The following is a 17,771-nucleotide window of genomic DNA, read 5'->3' as shown; positions in this document are numbered from 1 at the left end:
GACGCGGCACAAGCACGCCGATGAGCCAGATGGAGATCTTCGATCGCAGGGCAGTCGCCGCCCATCGGACCCGGGCAGCACCACGGCTGGCCAAGGTTCGGCCAGTGCTCGACGAGCTCGCGTTTCGCGTGCTCGACCGGCTTGACGATACCGGACGGCGATTCCGTCTCGCGCTCGACATCGGCGGGCGGGGTGCGGTTGCACCGCTGTTGAACGCCCGCGGTATCGAGGTCGTCACCTGCGATATATCCCCCGCTCTCGCGCACGGAACTGCCAGCGTTGCAGGAGACCCCGAATTTCTGCCGTTCGGTCCGGCGCGGTTCGATCTCATCGTCGCCCATATGTCGCTGCACTGGGTGAACGACTTGCCCGGGGCCCTCATCCAGTTGCGCCAGGCGCTGACGCCAGAAGGACTCTTCATCGGCAGCCTGCCGCTTCTCGGAACCTTGTCGGAACTGCGTTCCGCCCTCATCGAAGCGGAAGAGGTCCTGACCGGAGGAGCGGCGCCGCGTGTCTCGCCATTCCCCACGCTTGCGGACTGCGCCGGCCTGATGCAGCGCGCGGGATTTGCGCTGCCGATCGCCGAACGGGAGGAGGTCGACCTCGAATACGCGGAGCCGTTCGCCCTGCTGCGCGATCTTCGCGATGCGGGAGAGACCAACGCGCTTTCGGCCAGGTCGCGCCGGATTCCCCCGCGGGCTCTGTTTCCATTGGCGCTCGCCGCGATTGCCGGATCTGGGGGGCGCTTGCGTATCAACCTTCCCATCGCCGTTCTCAGTGGCTGGGGATCATAGCAGACCCAGCCGCTTGAGGCTGACCCACTTGCCATTACCGACGATCACGTGATCGTGCAGGACGATCGAAAGTGTTGATGCAGCCTGCTTGATCTCGCGCGTCATCGCCACGTCTTCCGGCGACGGGGTCGGGTCACCGCTGGGATGGTTATGGACCAGGATGATCGCGGTTGCATGGTGTTCGAGAGCGCGTCTGATCAACTCGCGCGGATATAGCGGGGTGTGGTTCACGGTTCCCACGGACTGGACCTCGTCGGCGATCAGCCGATTGCGCTGGTCGAGAAACAGCGCCCGCGCCTGCTCGACCCGTTCACGGGCCAGCACTGCCGTGAGGTATTCTATGAGCCTGTCCCAGTGGTTCAGCACGGGACGATAAGCGATTTCCGCCTTCGCGAGCCGGAGTGCAGCCGCCTGAACGATCTTCAAAGCGGCGGCGCCGGCCTCGCCCAGCCCTTCGACGCCCCGCAACTCGCCGATTGGCGCCGCAATGGCGCCCGCATAGGAGCCGAAACGCCGGACGAGCGCGCGTGCGATCGGCTTGGTGTCGCGCCGGGGAACGGCAAGAAACAACACCATCTCGAGGATTTCATGGTCGGCAAGCGCTTCAGGCCCAGCCTTGAGCAGGCGTGCACGCAAGCGCGCGCGATGCCCGGTTGCGCCATGGACATCGGAACCGTGCGGCTCACCGTCCGGCGATTGACCTTCCAGAAGAAGATCCGCCTGAATATTACTATCTTGGAGTGTGTTCCGGCCGCTCGTCACAGCCGGAGCTTGTCATAGCTGGCTGCGCTTGCAAAGTGCGCCGATCAGATCACTTCGCCGGCTGCCAGGGTAAAAACCTCGCAACCGGACTCCGTAATTCCGACCATGTGCTCGAATTGGGCCGACAGGCTGCGATCCCGCGTCACCGCTGTCCAGCCGTCGTCGAGCACCTTCACCTCCGGCCTTCCCGCGTTCACCATCGGTTCGATGGTGAAGAACATGCCTGGGCGTAGTTCGGGGCCATCTCCCTTGCGGCCGAAATGCAGCACGTTGGGCGCTTCGTGGAAGCGGCGGCCGATGCCATGGCCGCAGAAATCCCGCACGACGGAGAAACGCTGCGCCTCGACATAGGTCTGTATGGCGTGGCCGATATCACCGAAATGCGCACCCGGCCTAGCGGCGCGAATTCCTTCCAGCAGCGACTGATAGGTAACATCGATCAGTCGGCGAGCTTTCGTTGACGCTGTGCCCGCTATGTACATCCGGCTGGAGTCGCCGTGCCAGCCATCGAGAATTACCGTGATGTCAATGTTCAGAATGTCGCCATCCATCAGCACGCGATCGCCTGGAATGCCATGGCAGACAACGTGGTTGATCGAGATGCAGGTCGACTTCGGGAACCCACGATAATTGAGCGGCGCCGGAATTGCGCCGCGGGCGACGATATAGTCGTGGCAGATCCGGTCGATCTCTCCGGTCGAGATGCCTGGGCGGACATGCGCGCCGACCATGTCGAGCACCTCGGCCGCCAGTGCGCCCGCAGCTCGCATCGGCACGAAGTCTTCCGGCTTATGGATCGTAATCTGCCGCTGTTCGGCGCCGCCGTCCATCAGCCGCACTCCGCCAGTTTGACCGCTTCATGATTCATCTTCGCTACATGACCTCCGCGCGCCGGGATGGCAAGGTGGCCAGTCGCACTGCCAATGCAAGCCCGGCCAGCAACAGTAGCGCGATCACCGTCACCACGCCGCTCCAGCCCCACGAACTCCAGGCGAATCCGCCGAGCGAGCCCACAAGGCTCGACCCGAGATAATAGAGAAACAGGTAAAGTGCCGCAGCCTGTGCCCGCGCGCCGCGCGCGGCGGCCCCGACCCAGGCGCTTGCCGTCGTGTGGCTCGCGAAGAAGCCGAGCGTGACCAGCGCGATACCTGCGATGACAAGCCATAGAGTCCCCGAAAGGGTCAGAAGGGCGCCGGCAAGTTCCAAAGCGATCGCGATCGGCAGCATCCGCGCCCTTCCGATCCTGCCGGTGAGGTGGCCGCTCCAGGCCGAACTGCCGACGCCCACGAGATAGACCGCGAAAATCATGCCGACCGCAGCCTGCGACAGGCTGAATGGCGGGGCGAGCAGGCGGAACGTGATATAATTATAAATAGTCACGAAGCCGCCCATGATCAGGAAACCCTCGGCATAGAGCAGTCGCAATGCCGGATCGGCGAGGTGAGCGGCGTAGCTTCGCGCGAGATGCCTGATTGAAAGTGTCCGGCGGGTGAAGTTGCGCGATGCCGGCAGGCTGGAGGTGAAGATGATTCCGGAGGCGAGGCCGATCGCGCCAATGCCCGCAATCGCGATCCGCCACCCGGCAAGATCGGCCAGCACTCCCGTAATCAGTCGACCGCTCATGCCGCCGAAGCCGCTGCCGCCGACATAGAGGCCCATGGCGAGACTCATCGATTTGGGATCAATTTCCTCCGCGAGATAGGCCATGGCCACCGCGGGCAGGCCCGAAAGCACAAGGCCGATCAAAGCGCGGACCGCGAGAAAGGCGCCCCAATGCGGAATCGCCGCCGAAGCAATGGTCAGGAAGGCGGCGCCGATGACCGAGCCCGCCATCATGTTCTTGCGGCCCCATGCTTCCGAGACCGCGCTGGCCACGAGCAGGGAACCGGCGAGGGTGAAAGTGGTGAGCGACAGAGCGAGGCTTGCCGACACCGGGCGCACGCGGAAATCGCTCGCAAACACCGGCAGCAGCGGCTGCACGCAATACATCAGCGCAAAAGTCGCGAAGCCGGCAGCGAACATTGCAAGTGTCGTGCGGCGGAATTCCGCGGAGCCGCGCTTTATATGGAACGAGGTCGCGGTTGTCGGTGTCGGATCGTTCATCCACCCTCAATGAGGGCAGGGAGGTGAGGTTTTCCAGACACGCGTGCGCAGGGCTGCTTCCGCGCGCCGGTGGACCAACGCCTATTTCTGCACCCAGGGCAGACCATCATGCTTCCAGCCAGCCACATGGCCGCGATGGCCGCGCTGGTCGTGCGGGCCTTCGAATCCGTCCCTCACATTGTAGACATGGGGAAAGCCATGCTCCTGCGCGATCCGTGCCGCAGCCATGCTGCGGCCGCCGCTACGGCAGATGAAATAGACGTGGTGATCCGCGTTTAGGCCCGCGCGCTTCATCTCGTCGAGAAAATGCGGATTGTGCTGCATGCTGGGGAAGACCTGCAACTCGATCGGGATGACCTGCTTTCCGGCCTGGGAGAGGTCGGGTAGCCCGACAAAGGTCCACTCGGCGCTGGTCCGCACATCGCAGAGCATGGCCTCGGGGTTGCTCATCAGCGCCTCCCACACCTGTTTCGGAGCCACATCGTCAACCATATCATCCTCCGGTTCATCGCCTTCCTGGCATCGAAGCATTGTTGTCCGACGCCAGGTTCTGATGCAAGACGGTTACACGGGAGAAAGAACAGCGTGACAGTGCAATCAGCGACCTCGATCGCCGGCGGATTCATCGGTGCGATCGGCCATACACCCTTGATCCGCCTGCGTCGTGCATCCGAGGCGACTGGCTGTGAAATCCTTGGCAAGGCCGAATTCATGAATCCGGGCGGCTCTGTGAAGGATCGTGCGGCGCTCGCGATTATCGAGGATGCCGAGGCGCGGGGCCTGCTCACGCCGGGCCGGTCAGGCACCATCGTCGAGGGAACGGCGGGCAACACCGGGATTGGCCTCACGCTGGTGGCCAATGCGCGCGGCTATCGCAGCATTATTGTGATGCCCGAGACGCAGAGCCAGGAAAAGAAGGATTTTCTCCGCATGATCGGCGCCGATCTGCGCCTCGTGCCGGCAAAACCCTATCGCGATCCCGGCAACTACGTTCACGTTTCCCGTCGTATTGCCGAGGAATGCGGCGGCTACTGGGCGAACCAGTTCGACAACCTTGCCAACCGGGAGGGGCATCGCCGCACGACCGGGCCGGAGATATGGGCGCAGACGGGCGGCAGGATCGATGCCTTCACCTGCGCTTGCGGAACCGGCGGCACGCTCGCCGGCGTCGCCTTGGCGTTGAAGGAGCGCAATCCGGCCACCCGCATCGTGCTTGCCGACCCCGAAGGCAGCGCCTTGCATTCGTGGATCAAGACCGGTGAGATAACGTCTTCCGGATCATCGATTTCCGAGGGAATCGGCCAGGGACGGGTTACGGCCAATCTGGAAGGCGCGCCAATTGATGATGCGGTGCGCATTCCCGATACCGAAATGCTCGGGCAGGTCTACGACCTGATGATCCACGAGGGCCTCTCGGTCGGTGGTTCCGCGGGAATCAATGTCGCAGCGGCCATTCGCGTCGCACACGAAATGGGGCCGGGCCACACGATCGTGACGATCCTTTGCGATGGCGCGTCGCGTTACCAGTCGAAGCTGTTCAACCCGGAATTCCTGCGCGGCAAGGGGCTGCCGGTGCCGCCCTGGCTCGGGTAAGGGGGAATCAGACGCGACGGTAGGTCAGGACCAGAACATCCCGGAAGGCGGGGCGCGCGGGGTCGATCGGGACCACCGGCGTCACGCCATGAAACACGCGCCGGTCATCCACAAGTGCCGAATCGCGAGGGCGGGTCAGCGTGAAGCTGCCGAGATCGTTTCCGGCAAGATCGTGGATCGTCGTCGTGCCTTGCTTGATGTTCTCTCGCCGCACCATCAGCACGAAGACAAAATCGACTCCATCACGATGCATGCCTTCCGGCGTTGGCAGGCCGGCGCCATCCGACGGCGCTTCGATCCGGAACTGATGGGCCTCGATATGCCAGGCAACGCTGCCGATCCGTTCCTCGAAAAGCGAGCGGGTAAAGCCGAGCAGGGCCTGGAAGGTGAGGCCTGCCGCGACATCGTCACCGATCGGTTCGAACCAGCGCTCCACGCCACCGTTCAGAACGTTGTAATCACGCGTCTGATAGTGAGCCTGATGCGGCGCGCGACGTATCGTCTGATTTGATATCGCGCTGAACACGCCGAAGCGCCGACGCCGATAACGCCCTCCATCGGCCATGTATTCATCAAGCGGCATATTGTCCCAGCTCGCCGCGAAGCCGTCCCACGCCGCGGAGGCGACCGCTTCGGCGGGTAGCATGCAGTCGAACGCTTCACCGGAAAGGAAGGCAAATCCGTCTCCGGCGAGTTTAAGGCCAAGCTCGTTGCGGGCAGCGATGGGGTCCATGCGTCAGAAATAACACTTTCTCCGTCCGGGGAAACCGTGCGCCGTGTGAAACTCAGCCATTCTCCGGCGTGGTCTCGTGCGGCCGGCGTGCCTCACCTGAAGTGCCGGAGCCAAACGCGGCGCGGAATTCTTCCGGATCGATGGTCAGCCGCTGATAGGGGAAGGGTATCTCGATGCCCTCGGTGTCGAACCGGATTTTGAGGCGGCGGTTGAATTCGCGGCGTACCGCATGCTGCTGTCCGGCCGGGGTGCGCATGCGGCCCACGATATCGAGCGAGGAGGCACCGAACTGGTCGAGGCCCCAAAGTTCGATATCGCCGAGAATATTCGGCGCCCATTCCGGGTCCGCGCGCATTTTCGTGAACTCATCCCGGATCACGGCGAAGACGCGGTCGATATCCTCCTTGTAGGCAACGCCGACCGTGATCGGCGCAAATGAAAACTCCCGTGAGAAATTTGATACCGTGCTCACCGCGCTGAACGGGATCACGTTCAGCGAACCGTCGCCGGCGCGCAGCCGGATGGTGCGGATCGAGAGTTTCTCGACGCTGCCGGAAATTCCGGCGAGGGTTACCCAGTCTCCGACCTGCACGGCATCTTCCAGGAGCAGGAAAAGTCCGGTGATGATGTCCTGCACCAGCTTTTGCGAGCCGAAGCCGACGGCGAGCCCGAAGATCGACAGCCCGCCGAGCAGAAGCGTGATGTTGACGCCCACGGCGCCGAGCACCACCAGCGCGACCACAACCAGAATGGCTCCCATGAGGACCGATCGGAGCATCGGGAGAAGGGTGCGATAGCGGGCGGCGCGGCCGGGACGCCCCTGACGTATCAGACGCTCGGCGTGAGCTTCCAACGCGGCGTTTGCTGCCTCCCAGACGATGAGGGCGATGAGGATGGCTGCCGCAATGGTCACGACTGCCGAGGCGATCTGGCGCCCGAGCGTGGTTCCGGCGAACCAGGCAAACACGCTGACTCCCCAAAGCTGCAGCGTGACCAGAAGGCCGAGCGCGGCGATCACGCAGCCTGTCGAGAGTTTCAGGACCGGGAGATAGGTCCGCATCCGCGCGTGGAGGTCGGGATGCCGAGAACGTAGCGTGCCTCGCTCGTCGAACAGCGAATCGAGCCCCGACGCCAGGCTGGCCGCGACTCCGCGTCCGATAATGGCGACGAGGCCGAGGACCACGACGATCCGCAGCATGATGAAGAAGGCGTGCGGTACCCCGATCGCCCATGCGACCCATAGGGCGATCACGTAAAAGAGAGCGAGAATGTGCCAGGTATGCGCGAGTCCGACCCTGAGCGCGCCCGTGAAGCCGGCCGACGGCGTCTCCCCCCGGATGAAGGCCGCCACCGGCCGCCGCGCCTGCAGGATCATGACCGCAAGCATCAGATGCACCGCCAGCGAAACGATCTTGACCAGCACGCGGCTGGCTGCCGGATAGAGGCCGAACAGGCCGCCCGTCGCAATTGCCGCGTATCCGAAGGCGACTGTGCCAACAATGGCTCGCAGCCAGGTGGTGAGCCAGCGTGCCCGGTCATCGCCAAGGCCTGCCAGCCGAATTTCCGGCGCCCTTGGGTTGAGCAGGAGACGGGCGCATTCCATCGCGAACCGCGAAACGACATAGGCTTCCAGCGCGGCGCCGATCACAAGACGTGAGACCCTGTCATCCGCGATGCCGCCCGATACCAAAGCGACACCTGCCAGTGCGAAGGCAATGACCGGCACGAGTTCGAGGGCGAAATGGCCCAGGGCCCACGGGACGCGGCGCAACCAGCGTCGCAGCGGCTGGCGGCGGCGTGAGCGCTCGGTCTCTCCTGCCTCGGCAGCCGCAATTCCCTCGGCCCCGTCGGCCTCTTGCCCCGGTCCATCTGCGGCTCGCCGTCGCGCCGCGTTTCGCAACAGGCTCGTACGAGGTTGACGCAATGCCCTGCGGACCACCCATTCGGCGCAGAGAGCCGCCACCAGTACGACGGCCAGCCGCCAGGTCGCCTGCAATACCGTGTGCCGCAGCCACGCATCCGTCGCGACGAACTCAATCCAATGCCAGATCAGGGAAATGTCGGTCGCGTCGCTGAGGGCTCGCCCGATCCCCTGAAGCGTCTGTTCCGCCCATTCCTCGATCGTCTGCGCGATGCCGAGGCCAATACCTGGCGCGGCTTGTTGCGTCGTGGCCGCTGTCGCCCCTCCTTTCATGGCTTCGAGCGTGGCGATAAGGGTGGCGCGCTGCTTCGCGTCGCGCAGCGTCGCGATCGCAGTGTCGATCTGTGTGGCGGTGAGGGGCGGAGCGGCCTTTACGGCGGGCGATGTCGCGGCTGCGGTGGCCTTGGAGGCGGGCGCAGCCGCGCTCGCGGCCGGGATGGCTCCCAAGAGCAATGCCAGGATCGGCAGGGCGAGCGACAGGGCGCGGAACATCTCTCCTCTGAAAGGGGCATCGCGTTTCATGTCAACCGCCACCCCCTATCGACGGCCGGAGTCAGTCATTATATGGCAAGGTATGCGTGATATTCTTCTGATCCTCCTCGGCGTCGACATGGTTGCGGTGGTGGCCGTTCTGCTGGCCGGCGCCGTTGGCATGACGCAGGGCGCCGATCCGCGACGGCAGAACCGGTTGATGCGCTGGCGTGTGGGCCTTCAGGCGGTCGCGGTGGCGCTTGTGGTCATCCTGCTCGTGACCGCCTGACCGGCATGACGCAGCCCCGCGCCGTTCTGTTTGACGTGTTCGGCACGCTGGTGGACTGGCGTGGCAGCGTGATCGCCGGTCTGACGGCGTTTGGCTCGTCCCGCAGCCGTTCCGCCGACTGGGCCGAGGTTGCCGATGCCTGGCGCCGGACCTATCGGCCCTCGATGGACCGGGTGCGGCGCGGCCTGATACCCTGGACTCTTCTGGATGACCTGCATCGCGATGCGGTCGTCGAACTGGCCCGCCGGCACGGGTTCGGGCCGCTCAGCGATGCCGATTGCGATCACCTGGTGAAGCTGTGGCACCGCCTGGCACCTTGGCCGGACGTGGTTTCAGGCCTCGCGCGGCTTCGGCAGGCGGTCATCATCGGCCCGCTCTCGAACGGGCATCTTGCGTTGCAGGTTTCGCTCGCACGGCGCAATGGCTTCCCGTGGGACGTCACGTTCGGTTCGGATATTTTTCGGCACTACAAGCCGGATGCCGAGGTCTATCTCGGCGCATGCGACTATCTCGGTCTTGCCCCGCACGAGGTCATGCTCGCTGCGGCGCATAACGACGATCTTGCCGCCGCTGCGAGTTTCGGCCTGCGCACTGCCTTCATCAGCCGTCCGCTCGAATTCGGCGCCGCGACCGGAGACCGCGCCAATCCTTCCGGACCGTGGGATGTGGTCGTCGATTCGGTCGAGGCACTGGCCGCCGAATTCGGCGTCTGAGTCTCGATTAGCGCTCGTCGCGCAGGGCCCGGCGTAGCAGCCGGTTCATGCTGGCCTCGAGCGTGATGCGGCCGGCGAGCAGATCGGTTACCGCCTCTGTGACCGGCATTTCACAACCAGTTGCCCGGGCGCGGGCAAGAAGCGCCGGCGCTGTGGCGATACCCTCGATCACGCCAGCTTCCGTATCGGGTCTCTTGCCCTGGCCAAAGGCAAGGCCGGCGCGATAGTTCCGGCTCGCGCTGCCGGTCGCGGTCAGGATGAGATCGCCGAGCCCGGCAAGGCCGGAGATCGTCTCCGCCGCCCCGCCCAGCGCTTCGGTCAGGCGCGCGATTTCGGCAAGGCCGCGGGTGATCAGCGCCGCGCGCGCGTTCTCGCCGAGGCCGGCGCCGATCACCGCACCGGCGGCAATGGCGATCACGTTTTTCGCAGCCCCGCCCAGTGCGGCACCGATTGGATCCGCGCTGCCGTAAACGCGCAGGCGCGGTGTCGCGAGGTGTTGCACGAGGTCGCGCCGTGCCCCGTCATCGGTCATGGCCAGAACGGCGGCGGCCGGCAGGCCGATGGCGATCTCGTGGGCGAAATTGGGACCGGTGAGCACCGCGCATGGCCGCCGCGGCTCCATTTCCGCCGCGATTTCCGGTCCCAATGCGCCGCTTTCGCGTTCCACTCCCTTGGCACAGAGCACAAGCGTACCATTGCCTTGCGGCAGGCGACCGAGGGTCTCGCGCAGATGCTGGAACGGTACGGCAAGCAGCGTGACCGGCGCTTCGGGCGGACGCGCCGTCACGGCGAGGGAGTCAGGCAGGCGAAGCCCGGGCAGACGCGGCGTCGTGCGCGTGGTTGCCAGTGCCGCGGCTTTTGTAGAATCGCGGGCGACAAGCGCGACCCGCCGCCCCTGCGCCGCATAAAGAGAGGCGAGCGCGGTGCCCCAGGCCCCGGCGCCGATCACGGCGAATTCGGGATGTGCCGTCATACCCCATTCTCCCGGGCCAGCCGCGTGATTGCAACGCTGGCATCCGCCTCGCCCAGCACCGCACGAAGTGCTTCCAGCACCGGGGCCGCCGCGGCTTCGAAACCATAAGGCGGATTGATCACCAGCAGGCCGCATCCGTTGAGCCGCGCCGGGTCGAGTGCCGGGCGGAGCAGCATCTCGCAGACGATAATGTCGGGAATGCCTCTGGCCGTCATATCGGCAGCGAAATCGCGAACCGGCGTCCGGTGCTTCACAGGATACCAGGCGGCAAAAATCCCCGAGGGGAATTTCCGCCGCCCGGCATCCAGCGATGTCGCCAACGCGGCGAACTCGTCGGGCCGTTCGAACGGTGGGTCGATCAGCACAAGGGCGCGGCGCTCGGGCGGCGGCAACAGCGCGGTCACGGCCTCGTAGCCGTCGCGGGCATGAACCTGCACCATCGGATCGCCGCGGAACCGGCGCTTCAGTACCGCCGCATCTTCGGGGTGAAGTTCGCAGAGCGCAAGGCGGTCGCCCGGCCGAAGCAGCGCGCGCGCGATGGCCGGCGATCCAGGATAGGCAAGGCCAGGCGGGATCAGCCCGAGATAATCTGCAAGAGCGGTGGGTGCGACCGTGCGGAGCTTGCCGATACCGCCTTCCCATTCGCGGGTGCGGCCCGCTTCCGGGCCGGCGAGATCGTAGATGCCGATTCCCGCATGGGTATCGAGCACGAACAGCGGCTTCTCCTTGCGTGTCAACGCGCGCAGCAGCACAACCAGCAGCGCGTGCTTCATGCAATCGACGGCATTGCCGGCGTGGTAGGCGTGGCGATAATTCATCTTGGATCGGCAGATAATCGCCTGCGGCGGGACGCGCCAGAGCCCGGCATTTGACGGGCGGCTTTTCCGGCCTATCTCTGGGACGTAAGGAGTGATTGATGACGTTGATTCGGCCACTGGCCCCGCCCGACGATCTGGCCGGCGTAACAGTACGGCCTGAATGCGACAGCGACGCCGCCTTCGCCCTGCCGTCCTGGAATCTCACCGATCTCTACCGTGGCACCGAGGATCCCGCGATCGCGACCGATATCGCAAGGCTGGGCGCCGATGCGCGCGCCTTTGCCGCCGCTTTTCGCGGACGGGTTGCCGGGTTGGACGGCTCTGGGCTCGCCGAGGCGATTGCCCGATACGAGGCGATCGAACAGGGGCTTGGGCGTTTGCACGCCTTCGCCCAGCTGAATTTCAGCGCCGACGCGACCGTTCCGACTGCGGGGCAGTTCTACCAGTCGATATCCGAACGGGCGACGGAAATCGGAGCGGACGTCGTTTTCTTCACGCTGGAGATCAACCAGATTGACGACGCCGCCTTCGAGGCGGCGCTCGCCGATCCTGCGCTGGCGCGCTTTGCGCCGTGGCTGGGCGACCTGCGCGCCCTGCGCCCGCATCAGCTTTCCGATGAGATCGAGCGGCTCCTGCACGAAAAGGAGGTGACAGGCCATGCCGCCTGGTCCCGCCTGTTCGACGAGACCATCGCTGCGCTACGGGTCCCGGTTGCAGGCGAGGAACTGACGCTCTCCGCGGCTCTCAACCGGCTTTCCGACCCGGATCGCGCGCAGCGCGAGGCAGCCGGCCATGCGATCGGTACGACCCTGCAGCGCAATGCACGGCTGTTCACCCAGATTCTGAACACGATCGCGAAGGACAAGGCGATCGAAGATGGCTGGCGGCGCTACGCGTCGCCCGAAGCAGCGCGCCACCTCGCCAACCGGGTGGAGCCCGCCGTGGTCGAGGCGCTAGTCTCTGCGGTGACCGATGCGTATCCCCGGCTTGCCCACCGGTATTACACGTTGAAGGCCGGTTGGCTTGGTCTTGACCGTCTGCAACACTGGGACCGGAACGCGCCGCTGCCCGGCGAGTCCGACCGGCGGATCGGCTGGCCGGAGGCGAGGGAGCGGGTACTCGCCGCCTATGGTGCCTTCAGCCCGGAGATGCGCGTGATCGCTGCCCGGTTCTTCGATGGCGGCTGGATCGATGCCGTGCCGCGCCCGGGCAAGTCCGGCGGCGCCTTCGCCCATCCCGCCGTTCCGGACGTGCATCCCTACATCCTCCTGAACTACCACGGGCGCGCGCGCGATGTGATGACGCTGGCCCACGAGCTGGGGCACGGCGTGCATCAGGTTCTCGCCGCACGCCAAGGGTATCTGATGGCCGCAACGCCGCTGACCCTGGCGGAGACCGCCAGCGTGTTCGGCGAGATGCTCACTTTCCGTGCCCTGCTCGACGCCGAAAGCGACCCGCAGCGTCGCCGGCTGATGCTGGCTCAGAAGGTGGAGGACATGCTGAACACGGTGGTGCGGCAGATCGCCTTTCACCAGTTCGAGCAGCGCCTGCACGCGGCGCGGCGGCGGGGCGAGTTGTTGCTTGACGAGATCAGCGCCATCTGGATTGGCGTGCAGCGGGAAAGTCTGGGCCCGGCGTTCGAATTTTCCGACGACTACCGCATGTTCTGGGCCTATGTGCCGCATTTCGTGCATTCGCCATTCTACGTCTATGCCTATGCCTTCGGTGATTGCCTGGTGAATGCGCTCTACGGCGTATATCGCGACCAGGCGGCGCGTGGCGCAGGGGCGGATTTCGTTGCGCGCTACCTCGATATGCTCGCCGCCGGCGGCACGAGGCGGCATCGCGAATTGCTGGCTCCGTTTGGCCTCGATGCGTCCGATCCGGCGTTCTGGCGCAGGGGGCTCGATGTGATTGCCGGCTTTATCGACGAACTGGAAAACTGAGGAAAATCGGGGATACATGGGCAACGAAGCGGATACCGGCGGCACGCTGTTCGGCGAAATCAGGCGCTTTGCCCGCACCTCGGGCGCGGTTTCCGGCATTGCGGCGCGGGTGGCGGGCGAGCGGGTTTTCGGTATCCGCACCGACCGCGGCCGCCATGCCGAAGACCTGAAGACCATTCTCGGTGGCCTCAAGGGGCCGATGATGAAGATCGCCCAGATCCTCAGCACCGTGCCCGACGCCCTGCCCGAGGAATATGCCCGGGAACTGGCGCAGTTGCAGTCGAACGCGCCACCGATGGGCTGGGCCTTCGTCCGCCGCCGGATGGCTGCCGAACTCGGCCCTGACTGGGAAGGGAAATTCCGCACCTTCGGGCGTGAGGCCGCGGCTGCCGCCAGTCTGGGCCAGGTTCACAAGGCCGAACTGCCGGATGGCCGCATCGTCGCCTGCAAGCTGCAATATCCCGACATGCCGAGCACCGTGGAATCCGACCTCCGGCAACTCAAGCTCGCGATGGCCGTCTACAAGCGGATGGATAACGCGATCCACCAGGACGACATCTATGTCGAGCTCGCAACGCGGCTGCGCGAGGAACTCGATTATACGCGCGAGGCAGCGCAGGCCCGGCTCTATGCGATCATGCTCGAAGGGCAGCCCGATATCGTCATCCCCGAGCCGATCCCCGAATATTCCTCCCGTCGCCTGCTGACCATGACCTGGCTGGACGGCATCGGGATGCAGGCCTTTCTGGATACCGACCCCGATCAGGAAAGTCGCAATCGGGTGGCCCGCGCCCTGTTCCGGGCCTGGTATGTGCCGTTCTACCGATACGGCGTCATCCATGGCGATCCGCATCTCGGCAATTATCAGGTGAACAAGGCTGGTGGCATCAATCTGCTCGATTTCGGCGCCATTCGCGTGTTCGGCTCGCGCTTCGTCGCCGGTGTGATCGACCTTTTCCGCGCGATCCGTGACAATGACGATGCGCTCGCCCATCACGCCTATTCCTCATGGGGTTTTACCGATATCACCAAGGAAAAGCTCGACGTGCTGAACGAATGGGCCCGGTTCCTGTACGAGCCGCTGATGCAGGACCGGGTGCGGCCCATACAGGAGACCAACGACGTAACCTTCGGTCGCAGTGTTGCGGAGAAGGTTCATGAAGGGCTGAAGCGCACCGGCGGTGTTCGTCCGCCGCGCGAGTTCGTGCTGATGGACCGCTCCGCCATCGGGCTTGGCAGCGTGTTTCTCCGGTTGCGCGCGGAACTCAACTGGCACCAGCTTTTCCAGGAGACGGTCGCGGAATTCGATGCCGCCTCGCTCGATGCTCGTCAGGATGCCGCCTTGGCCAGTGCCGGCGTGCCGAAGCCGCTCTGACCATGGCGATTCTTCAGCGCGGGCTGCGCGGCGGGTTGCTGGCACGGGCCTACAGGAAAATCCTGCATTCGTGGTATCTCAATGATCTGGCGTTCGATATCCGCCTCGCCGCCAAGCGGGAGGCGGTGGACTACGTCATCGAGCATATGCAGGCAGCGATGATGCTGCGCGACCGGTTCGATTTGCTGCGTTTCGCCCTGTCGCGCGCGCCGGAACAGGGGCTCGTTCTTGAATTCGGGGTGGAGAAGGGGCTTTCGCTCAACTGCCTGGCGCGAGCGACCGCTCGCACGGTGCATGGATTCGACTCCTTCCAGGGTTTGCCGGAGGACTGGTCGGGCACCGCCTCGGCCCGCGGCGCGTTCGACCGGCATGGTGCCCTGCCAAAAGTGCCTGGAAATGTGCGTCTTCATGTCGGCTGGTTTGATGCAACCCTGCCCGCATTCCTCGCTGAAACCGCGGAGCCGGTCGCGCTGCTGCACATCGACTGCGACATCTATTCCTCGACGAGGACGGTGTTCGACATGCTGGGAGATCGAATCCGGCCCGGCACGGTCATCGTGTTCGACGAGTATTTCAACTACCCAGGCTGGCGGCAGCACGAATACAAGGCGTTCCAGGAATTCTGTGCCGAGAGGGGGCGCAGATACCGCTATCTCGGCTATGCCGGCGAGAAGGGGCACGTCGCGGTGATCATGGCCTGACCGTGGTCAGGCCGTATGGCGCCAGATGACGAGTCGCGCCGCGCCATGTGCCCGCTCGGCGAGCGGAGACACACCGTCCGGCGTTGGGTCTGCCTTGCCGAATTCCGCAGCGATCAGTGCTCCCGGCGCCAGCCATCCGGCGGTGGCGAATGCCGACACCGCCCGGCCCACGAGTCCCTTGCCGTAGGGCGGATCCAGCAGGACCAGATCGTGCGGCGTGCCGCGGGAAGGGGCGAGTGCATCTGCCGCGACGATGCGGCTGCGATCCTCCGCCCGGCAGGCGGCCACGTTCCGGCGAAGAACCGCCAGTGCCGCGCGGTCCTGTTCGATGAAGGTCGCTCCCGCCGCGCCGCGCGACAGCGCTTCCAACCCCAGTGCGCCGGAGCCAGCGAATGCGTCCAGCACCATGCGACCGCCAACAGCGCCCTCCGCCCAGGATGTGTGGAGGAGGATGTCGAACAACGCTTGCCGTACTCGTCCGGCGGTCGGCCGCGTGAGGGGGCCATCCGGCACGGCGAGGATCCGCCCTCGCCAGGCACCGGCGATAATTCGTGGCCCGGTCATCGGCCAACTTTCGGCAATTGTTCGCGGAGTACCTTGGGATTGACTTCCGCGACCGCCCCTCGCGGCAGGTTGCCGAGCTGGAACGGGCCATAGGCGATACGAATGAGTCGCGTTGTCTCAAGCCCGAGCGCGGCCATGACCTTTCGGATCTCGCGGTTCTTGCCCTCGTTAAGCCCGACTGCCAGCCAGGAATTCGATCCCTTCGTGGAATCGATTTCAGCCGAGATCGGACCATATCGAACACCGTCCACCACGATGCCGCCCTTCAGCGCCGCCAGGCGGGCGGGGTCGACCGTACCGTGCACCCGTACACGGTAGCGGCGCAGCCAGCCGGTTGTCGGCAGTTCCAGTTGCCGGGCGAGGGCGCCGTCATTGGTGAGCAGCAGCAGCCCCTCGCTGTTGAGATCGAGCCGGCCAACGCTGACAACACGGGGCAATTCGGGCGGCATCCGCTCGAAGATCGTGGGCCGGCCCTCGGGGTCGCGATGCGTGGTCAGCAGTCCAGCCCGCTTGTGGTAGCGCCAGAGCCGGGTACGCGATGGCTCACCGACCGGACTACCGTCGATAAGGATGATGTCGCCAGCGGCGACGAAGGTCGCCGGGTGCAGAACCTTCGTCCCGTTGAGAGCGACCCGTCCGGACTCGATCATGCGCTCGGCGTCCCGTCGGCTCGCCACGCCAGCCCGGGCCAGGTATTTCGCAATCCGCTCTCCGCGTTCGCCGCTTTCCGGGTTGGTCATCGCGCAGCCTCGACGAAGGCTTCGAGCAGGCGCCGGTCTCCCGGGTCGATCAGGAATTCCGGGTGCCACTGCACGCCAAGGCAGAACCGGTGCGCTGGTGATTCGATGCCCTCAATCACACCGTCAGGCGCCACCGCATTCACCACGAGGCGAGGTCCCGGGGCGCGTACGGCCTGGTGGTGTGCCGAATTGACCCGCATCGTGGCGGCGCCGACGATTGCGGCAAGGCGGGTGCCGGGCGTGAGGGTGATCTCGTGTCCCGGTTCATTGCGCGGGTTCGGCTGCTCATGGGGCAGCGCATCGGGCACCGTGTCCGGGATATGCTGGATGAGGGTACCGCCAAGCGCGACCGCCAGCAACTGCTCACCGCCGCAAATGCCGAGAATCGGCATGCCGCGCGCAAGCGCGCCGCCGATCAGCGCCGTCTCGGCCGCCGTCCTCCCCTCCTTCAACATGACGGTTTCGTGCCGTCCGACCTCACCGTAAAGCTTGGGGTCAACATCGAACGCGCCGCCGGTGACAACCAGGGCGTCGACGGCATCAAGCAGGTCGGTAGCCAGTTCCGCCCGGTGCGGTAGCGCGACAGGCACGCCGCCACAGTCGGCGATTGCATCCATATAATTGCAGCGGAGGGCATACCAGGGGAACTTCGAGTAGCTGCCGGGCTGCTCCGCATCCAGTGTCAGTCCGATCAGGGGCCGGTTTTTCATGGCGCGAGCTAGACCTCATCCGGCCGTCAAGGCAAGAGAGCAAGCGTGACCCCGATGCAGCAAGCCCTTGCGGAAGCCGAAGCCGCCGCGCGCCGTGGCGAGGTGCCGGTTGGCGCCGTTGTCGTCGATGCTGGCGGGTCCGTGCTTGCCGCGGCCGGCAACGAGGTTGAGGCTCGCGGCGATCCGACCGCGCATGCCGAAATTCTCGCGTTGCGCGCGGCGGCGCAGCGGAGGGGTGGGAAATTTCTGCAGGGCTGCCGGCTGTTTGTAACCCTTGAACCCTGTCCTCTCTGTGCGGCAGCAATTTCCTTGTTCCGCATCGACCGTCTGGTGTTCGGCGCCTACGATCCGAAATCGGGCGGAGTCGAGCACGGGCCTAGGGTTTTCTCTCATCCGACGTGCCACTATCGGCCCGAGGTGGTCGGCGGGGTGGATCAGACGGCGGCGGCAGAGCTGCTTAGGCACTTTTTTTCTCAAAAACGCGACTCGGCAAATTCTGCCGGGCGTTAACCGAACAGTTACCCATATAGGCGATTCTTGTCCTGCGACAAAAGGTCGCAATCGC

Annotated in this window: 19 protein-coding genes; 8 read left to right on the top strand and 11 right to left on the bottom strand. The window is 65.1% G+C overall.

Features of this window, described 5'->3' with window-relative positions; translation table 11 throughout:
* The first annotated feature begins 20 nt into the window (after positions 1–20).
* The gene (locus ACRY_RS09885) at positions 21–794 is read left to right on the top strand and encodes a methyltransferase domain-containing protein (RefSeq protein ID WP_011942285.1); all 774 of its coding nucleotides are present in this window, start codon (positions 21–23) and stop codon (positions 792–794) included.
* Here the strand turns inward: ACRY_RS09885 and radC are convergent.
* The 4 genes from radC to ACRY_RS09865 all read right to left on the bottom strand — a co-directional run bounded on the left by radC (position 789) and on the right by ACRY_RS09865 (position 4,151).
* A complete protein-coding gene (gene radC / locus ACRY_RS09880; protein WP_011942284.1) occupies positions 789–1,556 on the bottom strand; it encodes a RadC family protein in 768 nt (255 codons plus the stop codon). The genes ACRY_RS09885 and radC overlap by 6 nt on opposite strands.
* A gap of 44 nt (positions 1,557–1,600) precedes the next feature.
* On the bottom strand, positions 1,601–2,386 hold the full coding sequence (gene map / locus ACRY_RS09875) for a type I methionyl aminopeptidase (RefSeq protein WP_007421851.1): 786 nt from the start codon (positions 2,384–2,386) through the stop codon (positions 1,601–1,603).
* 43 nt (positions 2,387–2,429) lie between these two features.
* Positions 2,430–3,659 (bottom strand): MFS transporter, encoded by a 1,230-nt coding sequence (locus ACRY_RS09870; RefSeq protein ID WP_011942283.1) that lies wholly within the window; start codon positions 3,657–3,659, stop codon positions 2,430–2,432.
* Between the two features lie 81 nt (positions 3,660–3,740).
* Positions 3,741–4,151 (bottom strand): rhodanese-like domain-containing protein, encoded by a 411-nt coding sequence (locus ACRY_RS09865; RefSeq protein WP_011942282.1) that lies wholly within the window; start codon positions 4,149–4,151, stop codon positions 3,741–3,743.
* 93 nt (positions 4,152–4,244) lie between these two features.
* Between ACRY_RS09865 and ACRY_RS09860 the strand changes: the two genes are divergently transcribed.
* Positions 4,245–5,252, top strand: coding sequence for a cysteine synthase A (locus tag ACRY_RS09860; RefSeq protein ID WP_011942281.1), 1,008 nt, complete (start codon positions 4,245–4,247; stop codon positions 5,250–5,252).
* A gap of 7 nt (positions 5,253–5,259) precedes the next feature.
* On the opposite strand, the gene ACRY_RS09855 is transcribed toward ACRY_RS09860, so the two are convergent.
* Together ACRY_RS09855 and ACRY_RS09850 are read right to left on the bottom strand one after the other, a co-directional pair.
* Complete coding sequence (locus ACRY_RS09855; RefSeq protein ID WP_011942280.1) at positions 5,260–5,985, bottom strand: 2OG-Fe dioxygenase family protein; 726 nt, start codon at positions 5,983–5,985, stop codon at positions 5,260–5,262.
* A gap of 52 nt (positions 5,986–6,037) precedes the next feature.
* Positions 6,038–8,398, bottom strand: a complete 2,361-nt coding sequence (locus tag ACRY_RS09850) for a mechanosensitive ion channel domain-containing protein (protein ID WP_231295399.1) — start codon at positions 8,396–8,398, stop codon at positions 6,038–6,040.
* Positions 8,399–8,426: 28 nt separating this feature from the next.
* Here ACRY_RS09850 and ACRY_RS09845 point away from each other — a divergent pair, with 28 nt between their 5' ends.
* Both ACRY_RS09845 and ACRY_RS09840 read left to right on the top strand, forming a co-directional pair.
* Complete coding sequence (locus tag ACRY_RS09845) at positions 8,427–8,666, top strand: twin transmembrane helix small protein (protein ID WP_231295398.1); 240 nt, start codon at positions 8,427–8,429, stop codon at positions 8,664–8,666.
* A gap of 5 nt (positions 8,667–8,671) precedes the next feature.
* Positions 8,672–9,379 (top strand): haloacid dehalogenase type II, encoded by a 708-nt coding sequence (locus ACRY_RS09840; RefSeq protein ID WP_007421857.1) that lies wholly within the window; start codon positions 8,672–8,674, stop codon positions 9,377–9,379.
* A 7-nt stretch (positions 9,380–9,386) separates the two neighbouring features.
* On the opposite strand, the gene ACRY_RS09835 is transcribed toward ACRY_RS09840, so the two are convergent.
* Entirely contained in the window at positions 9,387–10,352 is a 966-nt protein-coding gene (locus ACRY_RS09835) for an NAD(P)H-dependent glycerol-3-phosphate dehydrogenase (RefSeq protein WP_007421859.1), read from the bottom strand.
* The gene (locus ACRY_RS09830) at positions 10,349–11,170 is read right to left on the bottom strand and encodes a 23S rRNA (adenine(2030)-N(6))-methyltransferase RlmJ (protein ID WP_007421858.1); all 822 of its coding nucleotides are present in this window, start codon (positions 11,168–11,170) and stop codon (positions 10,349–10,351) included. The genes ACRY_RS09835 and ACRY_RS09830 overlap by 4 nt, the downstream gene beginning before the upstream one ends.
* Positions 11,171–11,268: 98 nt before the next feature.
* On the opposite strand from ACRY_RS09830, the gene ACRY_RS09825 reads away from it, so the two are divergent.
* The 3 genes from ACRY_RS09825 to ACRY_RS09815 are packed head-to-tail and all read left to right on the top strand — an operon-like array spanning position 11,269 to position 15,192.
* The gene (locus tag ACRY_RS09825) at positions 11,269–13,116 is read left to right on the top strand and encodes a M3 family oligoendopeptidase (RefSeq protein ID WP_011942277.1); all 1,848 of its coding nucleotides are present in this window, start codon (positions 11,269–11,271) and stop codon (positions 13,114–13,116) included.
* A 16-nt stretch (positions 13,117–13,132) separates the two neighbouring features.
* Positions 13,133–14,491: an ABC1 kinase family protein gene (locus ACRY_RS09820; protein WP_011942276.1), complete on the top strand. Its 1,359-nt coding sequence runs from the start codon at positions 13,133–13,135 to the stop codon at positions 14,489–14,491.
* A gap of 2 nt (positions 14,492–14,493) precedes the next feature.
* On the top strand, positions 14,494–15,192 hold the full coding sequence (locus ACRY_RS09815; RefSeq protein WP_011942275.1) for a class I SAM-dependent methyltransferase: 699 nt from the start codon (positions 14,494–14,496) through the stop codon (positions 15,190–15,192).
* 6 nt (positions 15,193–15,198) lie between these two features.
* Here ACRY_RS09815 and rsmD read toward each other — a convergent pair whose 3' ends face one another.
* From rsmD to ACRY_RS09800, 3 genes are read right to left on the bottom strand one after another with little or no spacing between them, the layout of a single operon-like run.
* Positions 15,199–15,756, bottom strand: coding sequence for a 16S rRNA (guanine(966)-N(2))-methyltransferase RsmD (gene rsmD, locus ACRY_RS09810; protein ID WP_011942274.1), 558 nt, complete (start codon positions 15,754–15,756; stop codon positions 15,199–15,201).
* On the bottom strand, positions 15,753–16,496 hold the full coding sequence (locus tag ACRY_RS09805) for a pseudouridine synthase (RefSeq protein WP_007421864.1): 744 nt from the start codon (positions 16,494–16,496) through the stop codon (positions 15,753–15,755). The genes rsmD and ACRY_RS09805 overlap by 4 nt, the downstream gene beginning before the upstream one ends.
* Positions 16,493–17,206 (bottom strand): gamma-glutamyl-gamma-aminobutyrate hydrolase family protein, encoded by a 714-nt coding sequence (locus ACRY_RS09800; protein ID WP_011942273.1) that lies wholly within the window; start codon positions 17,204–17,206, stop codon positions 16,493–16,495. Before ACRY_RS09800 ends, ACRY_RS09805 begins: the two co-directional genes overlap by 4 nt.
* Positions 17,207–17,260: 54 nt before the next feature.
* On the opposite strand from ACRY_RS09800, the gene ACRY_RS19110 reads away from it, so the two are divergent.
* The gene (locus ACRY_RS19110) at positions 17,261–17,716 is read left to right on the top strand and encodes a nucleoside deaminase (protein WP_011942272.1); all 456 of its coding nucleotides are present in this window, start codon (positions 17,261–17,263) and stop codon (positions 17,714–17,716) included.
* Positions 17,717–17,771 lie beyond the last annotated feature (55 nt).

Origin of the sequence: Acidiphilium cryptum JF-5 (genome assembly GCF_000016725.1) — a bacterium.
In the GTDB taxonomy this organism is placed as follows: Bacteria; Pseudomonadota; Alphaproteobacteria; order Acetobacterales; family Acetobacteraceae; genus Acidiphilium; species Acidiphilium multivorum.
The sequence above is the reverse complement of the archived record's forward strand: the minus strand, read 5'-3'. Positions and strand labels throughout refer to the sequence as shown.